This window comes from Streptomyces sp. NPDC030245 (genome assembly GCF_055572995.1).
Genome location: NZ_JBVICF010000001.1, coordinates 180,631 through 199,025 on the forward strand (window position 1 = coordinate 180,631; position 18,395 = coordinate 199,025).

The 18,395-nt window shown below is 73.5% G+C and carries 16 protein-coding genes; 7 read left to right on the forward strand and 9 right to left on the reverse strand.

Annotated features, from left to right (window positions below; translation table 11 throughout):
• Positions 1-49 precede the first annotated feature (49 nt).
• From yaaA to ACZ4Z4_RS00770, 3 genes are all read left to right on the forward strand, one after another.
• A complete protein-coding gene (gene yaaA / locus ACZ4Z4_RS00760; protein WP_468320291.1) occupies positions 50-856 on the forward strand; it encodes a peroxide stress protein YaaA in 807 nt (268 codons plus the stop codon).
• A gap of 374 nt (positions 857-1,230) precedes the next feature.
• Positions 1,231-2,136 carry a DUF2637 domain-containing protein gene (locus ACZ4Z4_RS00765; RefSeq protein WP_468320293.1) on the forward strand — a complete coding sequence of 302 codons (906 nt, stop codon included), beginning with the start codon at positions 1,231-1,233 and terminating at the stop codon, positions 2,134-2,136.
• A 166-nt stretch (positions 2,137-2,302) separates the two neighbouring features.
• Positions 2,303-2,920 carry a bifunctional 4-hydroxy-2-oxoglutarate aldolase/2-dehydro-3-deoxy-phosphogluconate aldolase gene (locus tag ACZ4Z4_RS00770; protein ID WP_468320296.1) on the forward strand — a complete coding sequence of 206 codons (618 nt, stop codon included), beginning with the start codon at positions 2,303-2,305 and terminating at the stop codon, positions 2,918-2,920.
• Here the strand turns inward: ACZ4Z4_RS00770 and ACZ4Z4_RS00775 are convergent.
• Genes ACZ4Z4_RS00775 through ACZ4Z4_RS00785 form a run of 3 tightly spaced genes read right to left on the reverse strand, consistent with a single transcriptional unit; the run spans position 2,917 to position 6,148 of the window.
• A complete protein-coding gene (locus tag ACZ4Z4_RS00775; protein WP_468320299.1) occupies positions 2,917-4,512 on the reverse strand; it encodes a bifunctional RNase H/acid phosphatase in 1,596 nt (531 codons plus the stop codon). The two genes, ACZ4Z4_RS00770 and ACZ4Z4_RS00775, sit on opposite strands and share 4 nt — an antisense overlap.
• A gap of 32 nt (positions 4,513-4,544) precedes the next feature.
• Positions 4,545-5,288, reverse strand: a complete 744-nt coding sequence (locus tag ACZ4Z4_RS00780; RefSeq protein ID WP_468322028.1) for a zinc ribbon domain-containing protein — start codon at positions 5,286-5,288, stop codon at positions 4,545-4,547.
• A complete protein-coding gene (locus ACZ4Z4_RS00785; RefSeq protein ID WP_468320301.1) occupies positions 5,285-6,148 on the reverse strand; it encodes a Nif3-like dinuclear metal center hexameric protein in 864 nt (287 codons plus the stop codon). Before ACZ4Z4_RS00785 ends, ACZ4Z4_RS00780 begins: the two co-directional genes overlap by 4 nt.
• Positions 6,149-6,355: 207 nt before the next feature.
• On the opposite strand from ACZ4Z4_RS00785, the gene ACZ4Z4_RS00790 reads away from it, so the two are divergent.
• Together ACZ4Z4_RS00790 and ACZ4Z4_RS00795 are read left to right on the forward strand one after the other, a co-directional pair.
• The gene (locus tag ACZ4Z4_RS00790; protein WP_468320304.1) at positions 6,356-7,615 is read left to right on the forward strand and encodes a hypothetical protein; all 1,260 of its coding nucleotides are present in this window, start codon (positions 6,356-6,358) and stop codon (positions 7,613-7,615) included.
• 44 nt (positions 7,616-7,659) lie between these two features.
• Entirely contained in the window at positions 7,660-7,833 is a 174-nt protein-coding gene (locus ACZ4Z4_RS00795) for a hypothetical protein (RefSeq protein ID WP_468320306.1), read from the forward strand.
• 115 nt (positions 7,834-7,948) lie between these two features.
• On the opposite strand, the gene ACZ4Z4_RS00800 is transcribed toward ACZ4Z4_RS00795, so the two are convergent.
• The 3 genes from ACZ4Z4_RS00800 to ACZ4Z4_RS00810 are packed head-to-tail and all read right to left on the reverse strand — an operon-like array spanning position 7,949 to position 10,905.
• Positions 7,949-8,890: a 3-oxoacyl-ACP reductase gene (locus ACZ4Z4_RS00800; RefSeq protein ID WP_468320309.1), complete on the reverse strand. Its 942-nt coding sequence runs from the start codon at positions 8,888-8,890 to the stop codon at positions 7,949-7,951.
• A 59-nt stretch (positions 8,891-8,949) separates the two neighbouring features.
• Positions 8,950-10,026 carry a Zn-dependent alcohol dehydrogenase gene (locus tag ACZ4Z4_RS00805; protein WP_468320311.1) on the reverse strand — a complete coding sequence of 359 codons (1,077 nt, stop codon included), beginning with the start codon at positions 10,024-10,026 and terminating at the stop codon, positions 8,950-8,952.
• 24 nt (positions 10,027-10,050) lie between these two features.
• The gene (locus ACZ4Z4_RS00810) at positions 10,051-10,905 is read right to left on the reverse strand and encodes a MaoC/PaaZ C-terminal domain-containing protein (RefSeq protein WP_468320312.1); all 855 of its coding nucleotides are present in this window, start codon (positions 10,903-10,905) and stop codon (positions 10,051-10,053) included.
• Positions 10,906-11,240: 335 nt separating this feature from the next.
• Between ACZ4Z4_RS00810 and ACZ4Z4_RS00815 the strand changes: the two genes are divergently transcribed.
• Together ACZ4Z4_RS00815 and ACZ4Z4_RS00820 are read left to right on the forward strand one after the other, a co-directional pair.
• Complete coding sequence (locus tag ACZ4Z4_RS00815; RefSeq protein WP_468320314.1) at positions 11,241-12,428, forward strand: sensor histidine kinase; 1,188 nt, start codon at positions 11,241-11,243, stop codon at positions 12,426-12,428.
• A 31-nt stretch (positions 12,429-12,459) separates the two neighbouring features.
• Complete coding sequence (locus ACZ4Z4_RS00820; protein WP_468322031.1) at positions 12,460-13,092, forward strand: response regulator; 633 nt, start codon at positions 12,460-12,462, stop codon at positions 13,090-13,092.
• Between the two features lie 19 nt (positions 13,093-13,111).
• On the opposite strand, the gene ACZ4Z4_RS00825 is transcribed toward ACZ4Z4_RS00820, so the two are convergent.
• The 3 genes from ACZ4Z4_RS00825 to ACZ4Z4_RS00835 form a co-directional block, all read right to left on the reverse strand.
• On the reverse strand, positions 13,112-14,638 hold the full coding sequence (locus ACZ4Z4_RS00825; protein ID WP_468320317.1) for an MFS transporter: 1,527 nt from the start codon (positions 14,636-14,638) through the stop codon (positions 13,112-13,114).
• A 116-nt stretch (positions 14,639-14,754) separates the two neighbouring features.
• Positions 14,755-15,945, reverse strand: coding sequence for a lipid-transfer protein (locus tag ACZ4Z4_RS00830; RefSeq protein ID WP_468320320.1), 1,191 nt, complete (start codon positions 15,943-15,945; stop codon positions 14,755-14,757).
• A 53-nt stretch (positions 15,946-15,998) separates the two neighbouring features.
• Positions 15,999-18,224, reverse strand: coding sequence for an acyl-CoA dehydrogenase (locus tag ACZ4Z4_RS00835; RefSeq protein WP_468320322.1), 2,226 nt, complete (start codon positions 18,222-18,224; stop codon positions 15,999-16,001).
• Between the last annotated feature and the right edge of the window lie 171 nt (positions 18,225-18,395).

An 18,395-nucleotide genomic window follows, 5' to 3' on the forward strand; every position in this document is an offset into this window, starting at 1 on the left:
CTTTCGCAGGGGCCGCACCCCTCCCCCGTACCGCTTAAGGAGTCCGATCGTGCTCGTCCTGTTGCCGCCGTCCGAAGGCAAGGCTTCCTCCGGCCGGGGTGCCCCCCTCGACCTGGGCTCCCTGTCGCTGCCGGGGCTCACCGACGCGCGGCAGGCCGTTCTCGACGAGCTCGTCGAGCTGTGCGCCGCGGACGAGGAGAAGGCCCGCACCGTGCTCGGCCTCAGCGAAGGCCTGCGCGGCGAGGTCGCGAAGAACGCCGGGCTGCGCACGGCCGGCGCCCGTCCGGCCGGGCAGATCTACACGGGCGTGCTCTACGACGCCCTCGGCCTGGCCTCCCTCGACGCGGCCGCCAAGCGCCGTGCCACCCGCTCGCTGCTGGTCTTCTCCGGCCTGTGGGGCGCCGTCGGCGTGGGCGACAGGATCCCTTCCTACCGTTGCTCGATGGGGGTGAAGCTGCCGGGGACCGGCGCCCTCGGCGCGTACTGGCGTACGCCGATGGCCTCCGTCATGCCCGAGGCGGCCGGCGACGGGCTCGTCCTGGACCTGCGGTCGTCCGCGTACGCGGCGGCGTGGAAGCCGAAGGGTGAACTGGCCGGACGGACGGCGACCGTCCGCGTGCTGCACGCGCAGCTCGACGAGAAGACCGGCACCGAGAAGCGCTCCGTCGTGTCGCACTTCAACAAGGCGACGAAGGGCCGCATCGTCCGCTCCCTGCTGACCACCGGGACCGAGCCGAAGGACCCCGCCGAGCTGGTCGAGGCGCTGCGCGACCTGGGGCACGTGGTGGAGGCGGAGGCGCCGGCCAAGGCGGGCAAGGCATGGGCGCTGGACGTGGTGGTGCGCGAGATCCACTGAAAACCCGTCGTTCAATCTTCCGGACCAGGCTTTTAGGCCCTATATATGACACATCGCCCACCCGTATGCCACGCATCCTCCGTAAAGCGAATGCGTTGGGTGGAATATGACGAAAGCAAGGGTTCGGATCGCCCCGGGAAATTCCCTGACTGGCTCAACCGGCAACGGCCCCAAGGCCGTTCGTATGGGCTCCTGGATCTTCAGGCCGGCCTCCGGCCATGATGCCAACGCGACACTGAGCGACACCCGCCGGTGTGTGGACCTGCGGCATTCCGCACCGCTCCTCGATGACCTGCTGGCGGAGCTGAGGCGCATCGAAGCCGCGTATCCGAGCCCGATGAGCGGCTCGCGCGGCGGCGAGGAACACACGGAGCGTGGGGACCACGGAGACCTTCGGCAGCTCCGGCATGCGTGAGACCCGTGGCCGGCACAGTCGGCCCGAGCCCGACACCCCCGCGGGCCTTTACATCGGCAAGCAGACGGCCACGGACCACTTCCTGCCTCCGCTCGATCAGATGGAGGTCGTCTGGGATCCGGCGGAAGAGCTCGCCCACCTGCTGCACGAGGCCGCCAGGAACGACAGTGCCGGCGACCCGCCGCTTGCGGAGCACGTCAGGCAGCCGCCCGCCGAGGAAACACCCGCCGGCTTCCCCACAGGTTCCCTCGCCGGCTCTCCCGTCGATTTCCCGGTCGGCTCTCCCGTCGATTCCCCTGCCGGCCCTCCCGGTGGTTCCCTCGCCGGCCTGGTCGAGATCACCGCCGACCTGCCGCCGCTACGGCCCCCACCGCAGCGTCGGCGCCGGCGACGCGCCCGCTCACGTTCTCGTCTGCGCACGGCCGGAGCGGCGGGCACCACCAGCTTCCTCCTGGCGGCACTGGCCGCCGTCGTCGTCTCCATGGTCTGCGTGTTCGGCGGCATCGTCAGCTACAACTCCCTGCGCCGACTCGCCGAGCACCACACCGCCGGCGACGCGGTCAGATGGTGGCCGCTGCTGGTCTACGGTCCTTGGTCGGTCGCGTCCCTGTCCGTCCTGCGTGCCGCGCTCCACCAGCGCCGCGCGGTGCACTCCTGGGCGGTCGTCCTGCTGTTCTCCTGCCTCGCCCTGACGCTGTGCGTGGCGCAAGCGCCGCACACGGCAGCCGACGCCCTGGCCGCAGGGCTACCCGCTCTGGCCACCCTCGCGTGCTTCCAGCAACTGGTCCGCCAGATCACCCTCACCCGCCCGCCCCGCCAGTCACACCCACGCCACCGCAACCGCCCACCGGCGGACTGCGGTTAGCAGTGCGTGCGCCGGGCGCCGGGGGCGGCGGCCGGCAAGGTGACGATCGCCAGGCCGGACAAGGCCGCGAGCGGCAGGCGTGGGGAGCCCGCCCTGCAACCCTGCTCTGTTGCAGCATGCGCAACACCCTTTGCGCATGCTGCTCCCGCCGGTGCAGGATGCCCTCATGACCTCCTCCGTACTGGATCTCGCCCCCGTCATCCCCGTAGTCGTCGTCTCGGATCTCCAGGACGCCGTGCCCATGGCGCGGGCCCTGGTCGCGGGCGGGCTGCCCGCGATCGAGGTGACCCTGCGGACGCCGGTCGCGCTCGACGCGATCTCGGCGATCGCCGCCGAGGTGCCGGACGCGGTGGTCGGCGCGGGGACCGTCATCACGGCGCGGCACGCCGCCGAGTCCGTGGAGGCGGGGGCCCGCTTCCTCGTCAGCCCCGGCTGGACGGAGTCGCTGCTCGAGGCGATGCGGGGCTCCGGCGTGCCGTTCCTGCCGGGCGTCTCGACGACCTCGGAGGTCGTGGCGCTCCTCGAACACGGCGTACGGGAGATGAAGTTCTTCCCGGCGGAGGCGGCCGGCGGCACCGCCTACCTGAAGTCGCTCGGCGCCCCGCTCCCCCAGGCCCGGTTCTGCCCGACCGGCGGGATCACGGCCGGCACCGCGCCGGCCTACCTCGCGCTGCCGAACGTCGGCTGCGTGGGCGGCAGTTGGATGCTGCCCGCCGACGCGGTCGCGGCCAAGGACTGGGACCGCGTCGAGTCCCTGGCACGCGAGGCGGCGGCCCTGCGCTAGCGCAGGTGCGACGTGTCGTTCAGGAGGCGCAGCGACGCGTTGCCGTCGGCGTAGTAGGCCACGGCGGAGACCGATGCCGCCGCGAGCTCCATGCGGAACAGGGACTCCGGCGGGGCGCCGAGCGCGAGCCGCACCAGGGTCTTGATGGGCGTGACGTGCGTGACGAGCAGGACCGTGCGGCCCGCGTACGCGCCGATCAGCCGGTCGCGCGCGGCCGCCACCCGGCGGGCGACCGCCGCGAAGGACTCGCCTCCCGGCGGTGCCGCCTCGGGCGAGGCGAGCCAGGCGTTGAGCTCTTCGGGGTGGCGTTCGCGCGCCTCACCGAAGGTGAGACCCTCCCAGGCCCCGAAGTCCGTTTCCCGCAGGCCCTCTTCGAGGTGTACGTCGAGTCCGAGGCGGGCGGCGACGGTGTGCGCCGTCTCCTGGCAGCGCCTGAGCGGCGAGGAGACGACGGCCTGGATCGTGCCGCGCGCGGCGAAGGCGGCCGCGGCCCGCTCGGCCTGCTCGCGCCCCACGTCCGACAGGGCGGGGTCAGACCCGCCGCTCCCGGAGAACCGCTTCTGCGGCGTGAGCGCGGTCTCGCCGTGCCGCAGCAGAACGAAGGTCGCGGGCGCCCCGAGATCGGCGGGCGCGGCCCAGCCGACGGGCGGAGCGGAGACGCTGCGCGCCGCCCCGACGTCACCGCGGCCCCCCGCCCCGGCCCCGGCCCCGGCCCCGGGAACCGGCTCGCCAGAGGGAACGGACGCGGAGCCAGCCCACCCCGAGGCGTCGTCGCTCCGCGCAGGAGCCGCGCCTTCCGAAACACCCGCACCCGAGCCGGAAGCGTCCGGCCCCGAAGGTGAAGCGCCCCGGCCCGAGGCGGAGGCCCCGGAGCCCGAAGCGCCCCGCTCCGGAGCGGAGGCCCCCGAGCCCGAGGCACCCGTACCCGAGGCGCCTTGCCCCGAAGCCGGGGCCCCCGTGGCCGCAGTGGCACGTCCGGCCGAAGTCGCCGCACCCCGATCCGTCGCCGCCGCCCCGCGCCCCGTCGCCAGTGCCGCGCGCGCCAGCGCCGCTCCTGCCGCCGCGTCCCCCGGCGGGCCCTGCGCCGACCCCGCCACCACGTCACCCTGCGGGCCCCCGGCCGCCGCCCGCGCCGCCGACATGTCGAGGTCGGCGGTGGATGCCGACGGCGTCCACCGCTCCCCCCGCTTGCCCGCGTCCATCGCCTCGTTGGCGAGGCGGTCCGCGTGTTTGTTGCGGTCGCGGGGGATCCACTCGTACGTCACCCGGGAGGCGGGGAAGATCCGCGCGGCCTGTGCCGCGAGCGGCTTCATGTCGGGGTGCTTGATCTTCCAGCGGCCCGACATCTGCTCGACGACGAGCTTGGAGTCCATGCGGACGTGCACCGAGGCGGCCGGGTCCAGCTGGTGGGCCGCCGTCAGGCCCGCCACGAGGCCCTTGTACTCGGCGACGTTGTTCGTCGCGACGCCGATGTACTCCGCGGCCTCCATCAGGGTCTCCCCCGTCGCCGCGTCGATGACGACCGAGCCGTAGCCCGCGGGCCCCGGGTTGCCCCGGGAGCCGCCGTCGGCCTCGACGATGAACTCGCGCATGTGCGGAGGGTCCTTAAGGGGGGAGAGGGTCCTCAGAGGCCGGACTCGGATGTACGGACCAGGATGCGGCTACAGTTCTCGCAGCGCACCACGGTGTCCGGGGACGCGGCCTTCACCTCGTTGACCTCGGTGATGTCGAGTTCGAGGCGGCAGCCCTCGCAGCGGCGCTGGTAGAGCTTGGCGGCGCCGATGCCACCCTGCTTCTCGCGCAGCCTGTCGTAGAGCTTGAGCAGGTCGGCCGGGATCGAACCCGCCACGACCTCGCGCTCCTTGCCGAGGGTGGCGGCCTCGCCGTCGAGCTCCTCGCACGCGGCGTCCCGGCGGCCCGTCGCGTCGTCGATCTTGGCCTGGACCGAGGAGACCCGCTCCGTGAGCTCGGCGACCCGCTCCTGGGCGGCCTCGCGGCGCTCCATGACCTCGAGGACGACGTCCTCCAGGTCGCCCTGGCGCTTGGCGAGCGAGACGATCTCCTTCTGGAGGTTCTCCAGGTCCTTGGGGGAGGTGACCGCGCCGGAGTCCAGGCGCTGCTGGTCGCGGGCCGCGCGCTGCCGGACCTGGTCGACGTCCTGCTCCGCCTTGGTCTGCTCGCGGGCGCAGTCGCTCTCCTCGGTCGTCGAGGCGACCAGCAGGTCACGCAGTTGCGTGAGGTCCTTGTTCAGCGACTCGAGCTCGGCGTGCTCGGGCAGGGACTTCTTCTTGTGCGCGAGCTGCTGAAGGCGTACGTCCAGGGCCTGGACGTCGAGCAGTCGGATCTGGTCGGCGGGCGCGGCGTTCAGTTGGGGGCTCCAGAGGATTGAGAAGTGTCAGAAGTCGCGGACGCCGCGTGGGCGGTCCAGGGGTCGGTGACCGTCTTCGAGACGTGGACGCGCAGTCCCCATCCGTTCCGGTCGGAGATCTCGTCGAGCTGGGCTGCGGCCAGCTCGCACCAGGGCCACTCGGTGGCCCAGTGCGCCGCGTCGAGCAGCGCGAGAGGCGTGCGTTCGCGGGCCTCGGACGCCGGGTGGTGGCGCAGGTCCGCGGTGAGGAAGGCGTCGGCGCCGGCGGCGCGCACGTCGTCGAAGAGGCTGTCGCCGGAGCCGCCGCTGACCGCGACCGTGCGGATCAGCTGCGCCGGGTCGCCGGCGACGCGGATGCCCTGCGCGGTGGCGGGCAGCCGTTTCGCGGCGCGCTCGGCCAGCTCGCTCAGGGTGAGGGGGTGGTCGAGCTCGCAGATCCGGCCGAGGCCGCGGCGGCCGTGCCGGTCGGCGGGGTCCGGCACGAGGGGGCGCACGACGCGCAGGTCGAGGGCGCCCGCGAGAGCGTCGGAGACCCCGGGGTCGGCGCGGTCGGCGTTGGTGTGCGCGACGTGCAGCGCGACGTCGTGCTTGATCAGGTCGTGGACGACGCGGCCCTTGAAGGTGGACGCCGCCACCGTCGTCGTACCCCGCAGGTAGAGGGGGTGGTGGGTGACCAGGAGCTGGGCTCCCAGCGCGACCGCCTCGTCGGCGATCTGCTGGACGGGGTCGACGGCGAAGAGGACCCGGGAGACCTCCGCTCCGGGGTCTCCGCACACCGTGCCGACCGCGTCCCAGCTCTCGGCCAGTTCGGCGGGCCACAGGGCGTCGAGCGCGGCGATGACTTCAGACAGACGGGGCACGAAGAAAGGCTACCTTCCCGCCGTGCCCGGCAGTTCAAGTGTGACGTACCGCTACCGGACCACTACGGAAAGCCCCCTCGCAGCACAGTCGCCCCTCCCCTCTCAGGCGAATCCGGACATCTCCACCCTTCTGTGTGAAGTGGACTCTCGTCGGTGCCACGTCAGTGCGTGCGAAAACTAGCTTCGGGGCCGGAGGTGACATCCACGATGACAGCGCCACCAGCACCACCGGCGCCACCGGCGCCCCCCGTGCCGACACCGCCCCGGGCCCGCGTCCGCGTCCGTGTCCCCGTCCGCGCCGCGGGGTGCACGATCGCGGCGGACGGGTCGTACGCCGCGCGCCTCACCCGCGCCGCCGGCCCGCCGGACTCCTGGTACCCCGAACGCTGGACCCTCGGCTCCGCCGAGCCGTACGCCGTGCCGCTGCCCGGCAACCAGCCCGAGGAACCGGCCACGGAGGTGCTCCCGATGGCCGACGGCCGTGTCCTCATCCACCGCGTGGTGGGCGAGCGGCACACCTTCGCCCTGCTGTACCCGACGGGCCCGGCCACCGGTGAGGTGCCGCTGGGGGCCGTGGAGTGCGGGGAGCTGAGCCTGTTGCCGCCCGCGCCGGGCGGGACGCGCGCGTACGCCCTGGCGCCCGGCGCGGGCGCCTCGGACGTCTGGCTGGTGGCGGGCGGCACCTTCGGGCCCGAGCACGTCGCCGAGGTGCCGGGGCGGTGCTCGGGCGGTGTCTGGCTGGACGGCACGGACCGGATGCTCGCACTCGACCGCGAGCTGGACGGCCGCACCAAGACGGTCGCGGTGGATCTGGAGCGCGGCGGCGAGGTCTCCCCGCTGCTTCAGATCGCCGAGGACAGCGACGACCGGCTGCTGCTCGCCGACGCGGACAGCGGTCTGCTCCTCATCCGCTCCGACGCCCCGGGCGAGCACCGCATGGGCTGGGGCGTCCTCGGCGGTACGCGGCCGGTCCGTTTCCCCGAGAGCCTGCGGCTGCCGGGTCTGACGGCGACGCCGTTCGCGATCCAGCCGGGGCAGGTGCTCACGCCGGAGTCCTGCGGGGTGGCGCTGCGGATCGACGGCCCGGCGGCCGGTGGAGGCGGTGGTGGCGGTAACAGTTGGCTCGGGCTGTGGCGGCCCGGCCGGCGGCAGGTGCAGCAACTGGCCGCGCCCCCCGGGTGGTTGACCGGGTCGGGGTGGTGGACGCGGGACGGCACCCTGTGTCTGCCGTACGCGACGCACGCGGTCCCGTGCGGGGTGGCCCGCGTGAAGAGTCCCGCACCGCCCGTCCCCGCACCCGCACCCGCGCCCGTCCCCGAACCCGCACCGCCCGCCGCCGGCGCGCCCCCGGAGGCCGGCGCCCCACCCGCCCCGCAGCCACCTCCGGCGCACCCCCCGAAGCCCGCGGCGGCACGCCCCGTACCGCTGCAACAGGCACCCCTCGGCGGGCGGACGGCGGGCGGTTAGACTCGCCCGGCTGTACGAACGATCTTCTTTACGGGGTGAATGGCTTGACTATGACCGAGACCGTCACGGAGACACAGCAGAACACCGCACCACAGCGGCCGACGAGCGTGCCCACCGGCGCGCACGCCGGCGCCGGCAAGCACCGGGGACCGGTCGCCGAGCACGACGAGGCGACGGCGCCGCGGGGGCGGCACCGCAGGCAGGACCAGCAGTCCTGACGTCGGGTCGCCCGTTGCGACAAGGTCTCGCCCCCGCGCCGTCACGAGCGGCACGGGGGCGGGGCCTTTCTCCGTCGGCCCTCTGGACCGCTGGCTCAGCCGGGCTCGGCTCCGCTCAGCCCCGCCTGAGGCCCAGGACCTCGGCCGCCGCGAACGTCTCGTTCGCCGGGCGGTCCGCGTAGTAGGAGGAGAGCGCCTCGTCCAGTTCGTCGTAGGTGAACGTCTCCTTCGCCGAGTCGAACTTCGCCGCCACCCTGGGCCGCTCGACGACGGCGACCATGCCGCCGTGGACCACGAGCAGCTGCCCGTTGACCCGGCCCGCGGCGGGTGACGCCAGATATCCCACCAGCGGCGCGACATGCTCGGGCGCCAGCGGGTCGAGACGCCCGTCCGACGGCTCCTCGAACCCGGCGAAGACGTCCTCCGTCATCCGCGTACGGGCCCGGGGGCAGATGGCGTTGGCGGTCACCCCGTACTTGGCGAGGGCCAGCGCCGTCGACGTCGTCAGGCCGACGATGCCGCCCTTCGCCGCCGCGTAGTTGGGCTGGCCCGCCGACCCGGCGAGGAAGGCCTCGGAGGAGGTGTTGACGATCCGGCCGTGGACCGGGCCGCCCGCCGCCTTGGAGCGCTCGCGCCAGTGCGCCGACGCGAAGTGGGTCATGTTGAAGTGGCCCTTGAGGTGGACGTGGATCACCGAGTCCCACTCGGACTCGGTCATCGAGAAGATCATCCGGTCGCGCAGGATGCCCGCGTTGTTGACCAGGATGTCGAGCTTTCCGTACGTCTCGATCGCCGAGCGCACCAGTCCGCGGGCCTGTTCGTAATCCGCGACGTCGCCGGTGTGGGCGACGGCCTGCCCGCCCGCGGCCCTGATCTCGGCCGCGACCTCCTCGGCGGGCGCCGCCGACGCCTCGCCCGAGCCGTCGCGTCCCGGCTGCCCGAAGTCGTTGACGACGACGCTCGCGCCGAGCCGGGCCAGTTCCAGCGCCTCGGCCCGGCCGAGTCCGCGGCCCGCACCGGTGACGATCGCGGACAGGCCCTCAAGTGGCAGTGACATCAAAGTCCTCTCGACGCTCGGAGCGGATCGGATCGGCGGGTCAGGTCTCTGGGCACGGGTCAGATCTCTATGCAGGTGCGCAGGGCGGCGCCCGTGCGCATCTGGTCGAGCGCCTCGTTGACCTCGGCGAGCTGCACGCGGTGGGTGATCAGGCCCGCCAGGTCGATGCGGCCCGCACGCCACAGCGCGATGGCCCGCTCGTACGAGGTGAGGACGTCCCCTCCCCCGTACATGGAGGGCAGGATGCGCTTCTCGTCGAAGAACAGCTCGAACATGTTGAGCTGCACCTGGTCGTCCATGGCGCCGGCCCCGACGACGCAGAGCGTGCCGCCGCGCCGCGTCGTCTCGTACGCCGTGCGGGTCGTGGCCGACTTGCCGACGACCTCGAAGACGTAGTCGAAGCCCTCGCCCGCGGTGATCCGCTGCTTGGCGTCGGCCAGTTCGTCCGGTGACACCGCCTCCGTGGCGCCGAACGCGAGCGCCGCCTCCCTGCGCGAGGCGACCGGGTCGACCGCGACGATCTGCGCCGCGCCCTTGAGCCGGGCGCCCTGGATCGCGGAGATCCCGACACCGCCGCAGCCGATCACGGCGACCGACGAACCGACCGCCACGTCCGCCGTGTTGACGGCCGCGCCGAGCCCCGTCGTCACGCCGCAGCCGATCAGCGCCGCGATGTCGAAGGGCACGTCGTCCGGGATCGGCACGGCGCACCCGGCGTCGACGACGACCTCCTCGGCGAACGTGCCGGTGCCCGCGAAGCCGAAGACGTCACCGCCGGGGCGCTTGAAGTTGGGGGTGCCCGCGTTCATGAACCCGGCGAGACACAGGTGGGTCTGGCCGCGCTTGCAGGCGGGACAGGTGCCGCAGGCGGGGAGCCAGCACAGGAGGACCCGGTCGCCCTGGGCTAGGCCGCTCACGCCGTCGCCGACGTCGATGATCTCGCCGGCGCCCTCGTGGCCGGGGACGAAGGGGGCGGGCTGCGGCAGTACGCCGCTCATCGCCGAGAGGTCGGAGTGGCAGAGCCCGGTGGCCCGGACCCGGATCTTCACCTTGCCGGGACCGAAGCCCGCCGTCTCCAGGTCGTCGAGGACTTCGAGCTTCTCCTGGCCTGTCTCGTGCAGTACGGCTGCGCGCATGGTGCGGCTCCTCTCACTGGCTGGTCACGCGTGGTCGACGACGGTGTCGGCGAGGACCGGCGCGTCGTCCCGTTCGACCGCCGTGACCGTGGCCTGGACGCGGCCCTCGGTGCGCCACATGCGGATCCGCAGCGTCTCGCCGGGGAAGACGACGCCGGTGAAGCGGGTGCTGTAGCCGCGGACCCGGGTCACGTCGCCGCCGAGCTGGGTGTCGACGACGGCCTTGAGTGTCATTCCGTAGGTGCACAGGCCGTGCAGGATCGGCTTGTCGAAGCCGGCGAGCGCGGCGAACTCCGGGTCGGCGTGCAGCGGGTTCCAGTCCCCGGAGAGGCGGTAGAGGAGCGCCTGGTCCTCGCGGACGGGGCGCTCGACCTCCAGGTGGGGCTCGCCCTCGGGCGCGGGGACACGGGTGGAGGGCCCGCGATCACCGCCGAACCCGCCCTCGCCTCGTACGAAGATCTGCGCGTCACTGGTCCACAACGGCCCCTCGTCGTCGGCGACGTCGGAGCGCAGGACGAGGATGGCGGCCTTCCCCTTGTCGTACACCGCGGCGACCCGGGACGTCGTGACGGCCTTGCCCCGGACCGGGATGGGGCGGTGCAGCGTGATGCTCTGACCGCCGTGCAGGACGGCGGTCAGGTCGACCTCGATGCCGGGCGCGGAGAGCCCGCCGACGACGCCCATGCCAGCGCCCGCGACGGTGGCGAAGCTGGGCAGGACGTGCAGCCTGGACTCCAGGGTGTAGCGCAGCTCGGCCGGGTCCGTGGCGGGCAGTCCGGCGCCGAGGCCCAGGTGGTAGAGCTGGACGTCCTTGTGGTCCCAGACGATCTCGGCGGACCGGGGCTCGGCGGCCATGGCCTTCTCGGCGTCGATGGGCATCGGGGGGCAGCTCCTTGGGCCGACGGGAGAAGACCTCGGTGCGACCGTCCGCACCGTCGGCCGCACCGAGGTCGTGACAGGGCCGGCGACCGGCCCGCGAAGGGCCCGCGGAACCGGCCGGTTCTAGAACGCGTTCCAGTCCGGCGATCCCATGTATAGCCGAGCCCCCACCACTTGTGAACCCTCCTGACGCGACGTCAGATCCCGGGTCCCATGCCGTACCGGTGACATTCGTACCGGCCGGACCCGTACAACCGCATCTGCCGCCGCCCGCCCCGGATTCGTAAGGTCGGAGTCGCGAGAGCCGCAGGAGCCGGAGGACGAGGAACGTGGACATGCCCTGGAAGAACAGGCCCTCCCGGTGGGCCAGGAGCGACCGGCGGGAGTGCCGCAGGGCCGGGAAGGACACCGAGCGGCCGGGCCCGCCGCCCACCGGCTTCGTCCTGTTGCCCTGGCTGCTCATGGGCATGGGCGCCTTCTCGCACCTCCTCCAGGGGAGGACCCCCAACCCGTGGATCGCGGGCGTGGGCCTGCTCGCCTTCAACTCCCTCTACATCGCCGTCGTGTTCCGCGCCTTCGACAAGGAGAAGCGCACCGCACCCGCCACCTTCCGGGCCCTCGGCGCCCTGGCCGCGCTCACCGTCGCCCTCGCCGCGGGCTACGGCGGCAACTGGCTGATGTTCTTCCCCCTCCTCGGTCTCGCCACCGGAGCCGTCGTGCGGGGGCGCGCCCTCGGCGCCGCCGGCCTGGGCCTGAGCACACTCGCCGGTGTCATCGGCGGCTTCCGGGACGGCTGGGACGCGGTGAACATCGCCTACGGCACGTTCCTCTCCACCATGGTGACCGCCGCGATCCTCTCCCTGTCCGAAGCAGTCCGTGAACTGCGCGACACCCGTGAGGAACTGGCCCGCTCCGCCGTCGAGAAGGAACGACTCCGCTTCTCCCGGGACCTGCACGACCTGCTCGGCCACACGCTCTCCGTGATCGTGGTCAAGGCGGAGGCCGCCCGCCGGCTGGCGCCCCGCGACCTGGACGCGGCGCTCGGCCAGGTCGCCGACATCGAGTCCGTCGGCCGGCAGGCGCTCACCGAGATCCGCGAGGCCGTGACGGGCTACCGCGAGGGCAGCCTCGCCACGGAGCTCGACCGCGCCCGCGATCTGCTCGGCGCGGCGGGCATCGACACGGTCGTACGCCAGTCGGGTCCGCCCCTCGCCCCGCAGACCGCGGCGCTCCTCGGCTGGGTGGTCCGCGAGTCCGCCACCAACGTCGTACGCCACTCCGGCGCCACCCGCTGCGAGATCGAGGTCACCGGCACCCCGGACCGGACCCGCCTGCACATCACGGACGACGGCCGCGGCATGGGCGCCGGGGCGCCCGGCAGCGGGCTGACGGGCCTGGCCGAGCGCCTCGCGGCAGCGGGCGGCTCCCTCACCTCGGGCCCGGCCCCCCGCACCGGCTTCCGCGTCACGGCGGTCCTGCCGGCCACCGAGCTCGCTCCTGTCCCGGCCGCCCCGGCCGCCTGACTGCCCGTCATACCCTTCTCCCGTGGAAGAGATGCCGCAGGACCACCGCCCCGCCAGATCCATCAGGGTTCTCCTCGCCGAGGACCAGGGCATGATGCGGGGCGCGCTCGCGCTGCTGCTCGGCCTTGAGGCGGACATCGAGGTCGTCGCGCAGGTCGGGGCGGGTGACGAGATCGTCGACGCGGCGCTCACCGCCCGTCCGGACGTGGCGCTGCTCGACATCGAGCTCCCGGGCCGCAGCGGTCTGGACGCCGCGGCCGAGCTGCGCGAGGAGTGCCCGGACTGCCGGGTGCTGATCCTCACGACCTTCGGCAGGCCCGGCTATCTGCGCCGCGCCATGGAGGCGGGCGCGGTCGGCTTCCTGGTCAAGGACGGGCCCGTCGAGGAGCTCGCGGAGGCGGTCCGGCGGGCGCTGCGGGGCGAGACGGTGATCGACCCGGCGCTCGCCGCGGCTGCGCTGAGCGCGGGGCCGAACCCCCTGACCGGCCGCGAGGCGGACGTCCTCAAGGCTTCCGTGGACGGCGCCACGGTCGCCGACATCGCGGGCAGGCTGCACCTGTCGGAGTCGACGGTGCGGAACTATCTGTCCGCCGCGATCGGCAAGACGGGGACGCGCAACCGGATGGAGGCGGTGCGGGAGGCCCGGCAGCAGGGGTGGTTGTGACCCCCTGCCCCCCTGCCTCTTACCCCTCCACCTCCACCCCTGACTTCTGGGCGGAAGCGGAATCCCGCTGCTGCTGCGCGGCAACCCGTCGGCCCGGCATCCACAGGAGCAGCACCACCACACCCGCAAGGAGGATGAACCCGCTCGTCCGGAACGCCGTCGCGTAGCCGTCGGTGAGCGCCTGCCGTGACGCCGAGCCGTGCATCTGCGCGGCGGCGACCGTGGACAGCACCGCGAGGCCGAGCGCGCCGCCCATCGTGCGGGAGGTGTTGACCAGGCCGGAGACGAGTCCCGCGTCGCCCGCCGCCGCGCCCGAGGTGGCGAGCGAGGCGAGCGGCGTCGTGGCGAGGCCCGCGCCGAGCATCATCGCCATGCCGGGCAGCAGGATCGATGTCACGTACGCCCCGTCGACCGTCATCGCCAGCGACTGCCAGCCGAAGCCCGCGGCGGCCACCAGGATGCCGAGGACGGAGACGTTCTTCGCGCCGAGCACCGGCATCAGGCGCGGCGCGAGCATCGAGCCGAGGACGACGGTGAGCGAGGACGGCATGAGGGCGAGGCCCGCCGTCAGCGGGGAGTAGCCGAGGACGTTCTGGCTGTAGAGCGTCATGAACATCCACATGGCGAACATGCCGCCGCCGCACACGAACATCGCGGCGTTCGCCGCCGACACCGTCCGCACCTTGAACAGCTTCAGCGGCATCAGCGGCGCCTTCGTGCGCGCCTCCACGACGAGGAAGGCCGCGAGGAGCGCGAGCCCGGCCGCCAGGGGCACGAGGGTCGGGGCGGCCGTCCAGCCCTTCTCCTCGGTCTGCACGATGCCGTACGCGAGGGTGGCGAGTCCGGCCGTGACGAGGACCGCGCCCGGCACGTCCAGGCGGCGCGTCCGGTCGGCCCTGCTCTCGGTGAGCCAGGCCAGGCCCGCGACGATCACCAGGGCGCCGACCGGCACGTTGATCAGGAGCACCCAGCGCCAGGAGAGCAGGTCGGTCAGGACGCCGCCGACCAGTCCGCCCGCCGCGCCGCCGCCCGCGCCGACCGCCGACCAGACGCCGATGGCCCGCGCCCGCGCCGGGCCCTCGGGCACCGCGGAGGTGAGGATCGTCAGGGTCGACGGCGCGAGGACGGCGGCGCCGAGGCCCTGCACGGCCCGCGCCACGAGCAGCTGCCACTCGGCCTGCGCGAGGCCGCCGCCGAGGGAGGCCGCGGTGAAGAGACCGAGCCCCACCAGGAACATGCGCTTGCGTCCGAAGAGGTCCCCGGCCCGCCCGCCGAGCAGCATGAAGCCGGCGAAGGCTATGGAGTAGGCGTTGACGACCCATTGCAGGCCGATGGCGCTCATGCCCAGGTCGGCGCGCATCGACGGCAGTGCGGTGTTCACCACGGACACGTCGAGGACGACCAGGAACTGACCGGCGCAGGCGGTGAGCAGCACCGCCCACACCGGGACGGACTTCTTGGCCGAGCGGCCGGGCCCGGTGGGAGCGGATGCGGGAGCCTTGCCGGCTGGGTAAGTGGTGGAGGGCGTCTGGACCATGACAGTCATCCTCTCAAGCGGGATTCGAGCGCCGCATCGGGCATTCGCTCCCCCCGTCCTGGTCCGACAGGCCTAGGTCGAACGGCCCTCCCGCTCCCCTTTCCCGTCCGGGCGTCCTACGCGTCCTACCCGCGCAGGAGCGTCACCACCGCCGCCCCGCCGAGGCCGATGTTGTGCGCGAGCCCCACCCGCGCCCCCTCGACCTGGCGCGCCCCCGCCTCGCCGCGCAGCTGCCAGGTCACCTCGGCGACCTGCGCGATGCCGGTCGCGCCCAGCGGGTGGCCCTTGGAGATGAGGCCGCCGGAGGGGTTCACCACCCAGCGCCCGCCGTACGTCGTCGCGCCGCTCTCGACGAGCTTGCCCGACTCGCCGGGCGCGCACATGCCGAGCGCCTCGTACGTCAGGAGTTCGTTGATCGAGAAGCAGTCGTGCAGCTCGACGACGTCCACGTCCTCGATGCCGAGCCCCGACCTCTCGTACACCTGGCGCGCCGCCTCCCGCGACATCGGCTGTCCGACGGCGTCGACGCACGACCCGGAGGCGAAGGACTCGCCGGTGTCGGTGGTCATGGCCTGGGCGGCGATCTCCACGGCGCGGCCCGCGAGGCCGTGCCGCTCCACGAACCGCTCGGAGGCCACGACCGCCGCCGCCGAACCGTCCGACGTCGGGGAGCACTGGAGCTTGGTGAGGGGGCGGTGGACGGTTCTGGCGGCGAGGACCTCGTCGACGGTGTACGCGTCCTGGAACTGGGCGTGGGGGTTGTGCACCGAGTGCCGGTGGTTCTTGGCGCCGACCGCGGCGAGCTGCGCCTCGGTCGTGCCGTACCGCTCCATGTGCTCGCGGGCCGCGTTGCCGAAGATCTGCGCGGTCGGCGGGGTCATCTCGAAGCCGTGGCGCGCGGCCATGATGCCGTAGTGGCGGGCGACGGGGGACGTCGCGAAGTCGCCCTCGGCCCCGGCCCCGCCCCCGAGCGCCCCGCGCGTCATCTTCTCGAAGCCGAGCGCGAGCACGCAGTCGCTCAGGCCGCCCTCGACGAACTGGCGCGCCATCGTCAGCGCGGTCGACCCGGTCGCGCAGTTGTTGTTGACGTTGTAGACGGGGATGCCGGTGAGGCCCAGTTCGTAGACGGCGCGCTGGCCCGCCGTCGAGGCCTGGAAGCAGTGGCCGACGGCGGCCTGCTCGATCCGGTCGTACGTGATCCCGGCGTCCGCGAGCGCCTTGTCGCCGGCCTCCTTCGCCATGTCCCAGTACTGCCAGTCCCGCGTCTCGGGCTTCTCGAACCTGGTCATCCCGACACCGACGACGTAACTCTTCATGAGATGCGCACTCCTTGGTCCCTCGGCTCAGTCCCTCGGCTCAGTCCCTCGGCTCAGTCCCTCGGCAGGCCGAGGATTCGCTCGGCGACGACATTGAGCTGGACCTGTGTGGTGCCGCCCGCGATCGTCAGGCAGCGCGACATCAGGAAGCCGTGCAGCGCCCGCTCCCCCGGCCCCTCGCGCACCGCGCCCGCCGCCCCGAGGAGTTCGAGGGCGAGCTCGGCGACCTTCTGCTGGTGCTGGGTCTGGACGAGTTTGCGGACGGCGGCGCCCGCGCCCGGCTCCGCGCCCGCGACCTGCCGCGTCGTGGTGCGCAGGCCGATGCAGGCGAGCGCGTGGGCCTCGGCGGCGAGCGCCCCGATGCGCGCGCGGTACGCGCCGTCCAGCTCGCCTGCGCGGGCGATGAGCGCTTCGAGTCCGGTGTCGAAGGTCAACTGGTCGGCCATGTGGACGCGTTCGTTGCCGAGGGTGTCGCGGGCGACCCGCCAGCCGTCGTCGACCTGTCCGACGACCGCGTCCGCGGGGAGCGGCACGTCGTCGATGTACACCTCGTTGAAGAGGGAGTCGCCGGTGATCTCCTTGAGGGGCCGGACGTCGATGCCCGGGGTGTTCTTCATGTCGACGAGGAAGTACGTCAGCCCCTTGTGCTTGGGCGCCGACGGGTTCGTACGGGCGAGGAGGATGCCGTGGTCGGCCCACTGGGCCGCGCTCGTCCACACCTTCTGGCCGTTGACGCGCCATCCCCCGTCGACGCGTTCGGCGCGCGTGCGCAGTGCGGCGAGGTCGGAGCCCGCGTCCGGCTCACTGAAGAGCTGGCACCACAGCAGCTCGCCGCGCAGGGTGGGCGCGAGGTAGCGCTCGCGCTGCGCGTCGGTGCCGTACGCGAGGAGGGAGGGGACCACCCAGGTCGCGATGCCGAGATCGGCGAGCTTCACGTCCGCCGCCTGCAACTCCTCCTGGATGACAAGCTGTTCGACGGGCCCGGCGCCGAGTCCGTACGGTTCGGGGAGGTGTGGGGCCGCGTAACCGGTGGGGGCGAGTGCCTTGCGGGCGGCGTCGGGGGCGAGGCCGCGGGCCGGGGCGATGGCCGCGCGGGCCCGGGTGCGGCAGTCCGCCGCCTGCGCCGCCGCCTCCGCGGGGAGTTCCAGGCGCAGTTCGCGCCGCGCGCCGCCTTCCGCGAGCCGCACGGCCCGCAGCCGGTGGGCGTCGCCCGCGCCGAGCAGCTGCCGCGCGACGACGGCCCTGCGCAGGTAGAGGTGGGCGTCGTGCTCCCAGGTGAAGCCGATGCCGCCGAGGATCTGCACGCAGTCCTTGGCGCAGGAGTACGCGGCGTCCAGGGCCGTGCCCGCGGCGAGGGCGGCGACCAGGCCCCGTACGTCGTCCGGCAGCTCCGGGTCGTCGGCCGCGCGGGCCGCGTCCCAGGCCAGGGCGCGGGCCTGCTCGACGCGGAGCAGCATGTCGGCGCAGAGGTGCTTGACGCCCTGGAACTGTCCGATGGGGCGCCCGAACTGCTTGCGGGACCTGGCGTGTTCGGCCGCGGTGTGCAGCGCCCACGCCGCGGTGCCGCAGGCGTCGGCGGCCAGGACGGCGGCCGCCAGGTCGCGGACGGCCTCGGTGTCCACGGCGAGGAGCCGGTCCTCGGGGACGTGCGCGGCCCGTGCGGTCACTTCGGCGGTGGGCCTGGTCGGGTCGGCGCTCCGGTGGGTACGCACGGTCAGCGCGGCGGCGTCGACGGCCAGCCACACCGGGCCCGTCGCGGAGGCGGCGGCGAGGACGATCAGGTCGGCCTCACCACCGGAGAGAACGGGCGGCGCCGTGCCGTCGAGCACGTACCCGCCGGGTCCGGGGACGGCGGTGAGGCCCCCCGCGTCCAGGGCGACGGCGCCGACCCGGACACCACGGGCCAGGTCACCGACGAGCGCCCCCGCACCGGCGCGCCGCAGCACCGACGAGGCGAGGGAACTCGCCAGAAAGGGCCCGGGCAACGCCCCCCACGCCGCCTCTTCAAGAACCACGGCAAGATCGAGGAGCCCCCCGCCCCCACCGCCGCACTCCTCGGGCAGGTGCAGCCCGAGGAGCCCTTGTTCGGCGAGCCCGTCCCAGTGGGTGGGGCGGGCACCGGCGGACGCGGGGCCCGCCCGGCCCTGACAAGGTGATGAGGCGGCCGGAGAGGCGGCGTCGAGCAGCTTGCGTGTCTGTTCGCGGGGGGCCGCGCGGGCGATCCAGCCGCGTACCGCCGACGCCAACTCCCCTTGTTCCCGCGTGATTCCGATCCCCATCGCGATCTCCCTGCACATCCTCGCCGGTGGCAGCTGCCGGGACGGAGGCAGGGTAGAACACGTTTCAATCTGACGGAAGGTCAGGTGCGAGTCGGTCAGATGTGGGGGGCTTTGGAGGGGGCGGGGCCGGTGGGAGTGGAGCGCCGCCGCTTCAACTCGTATGCCTTGATC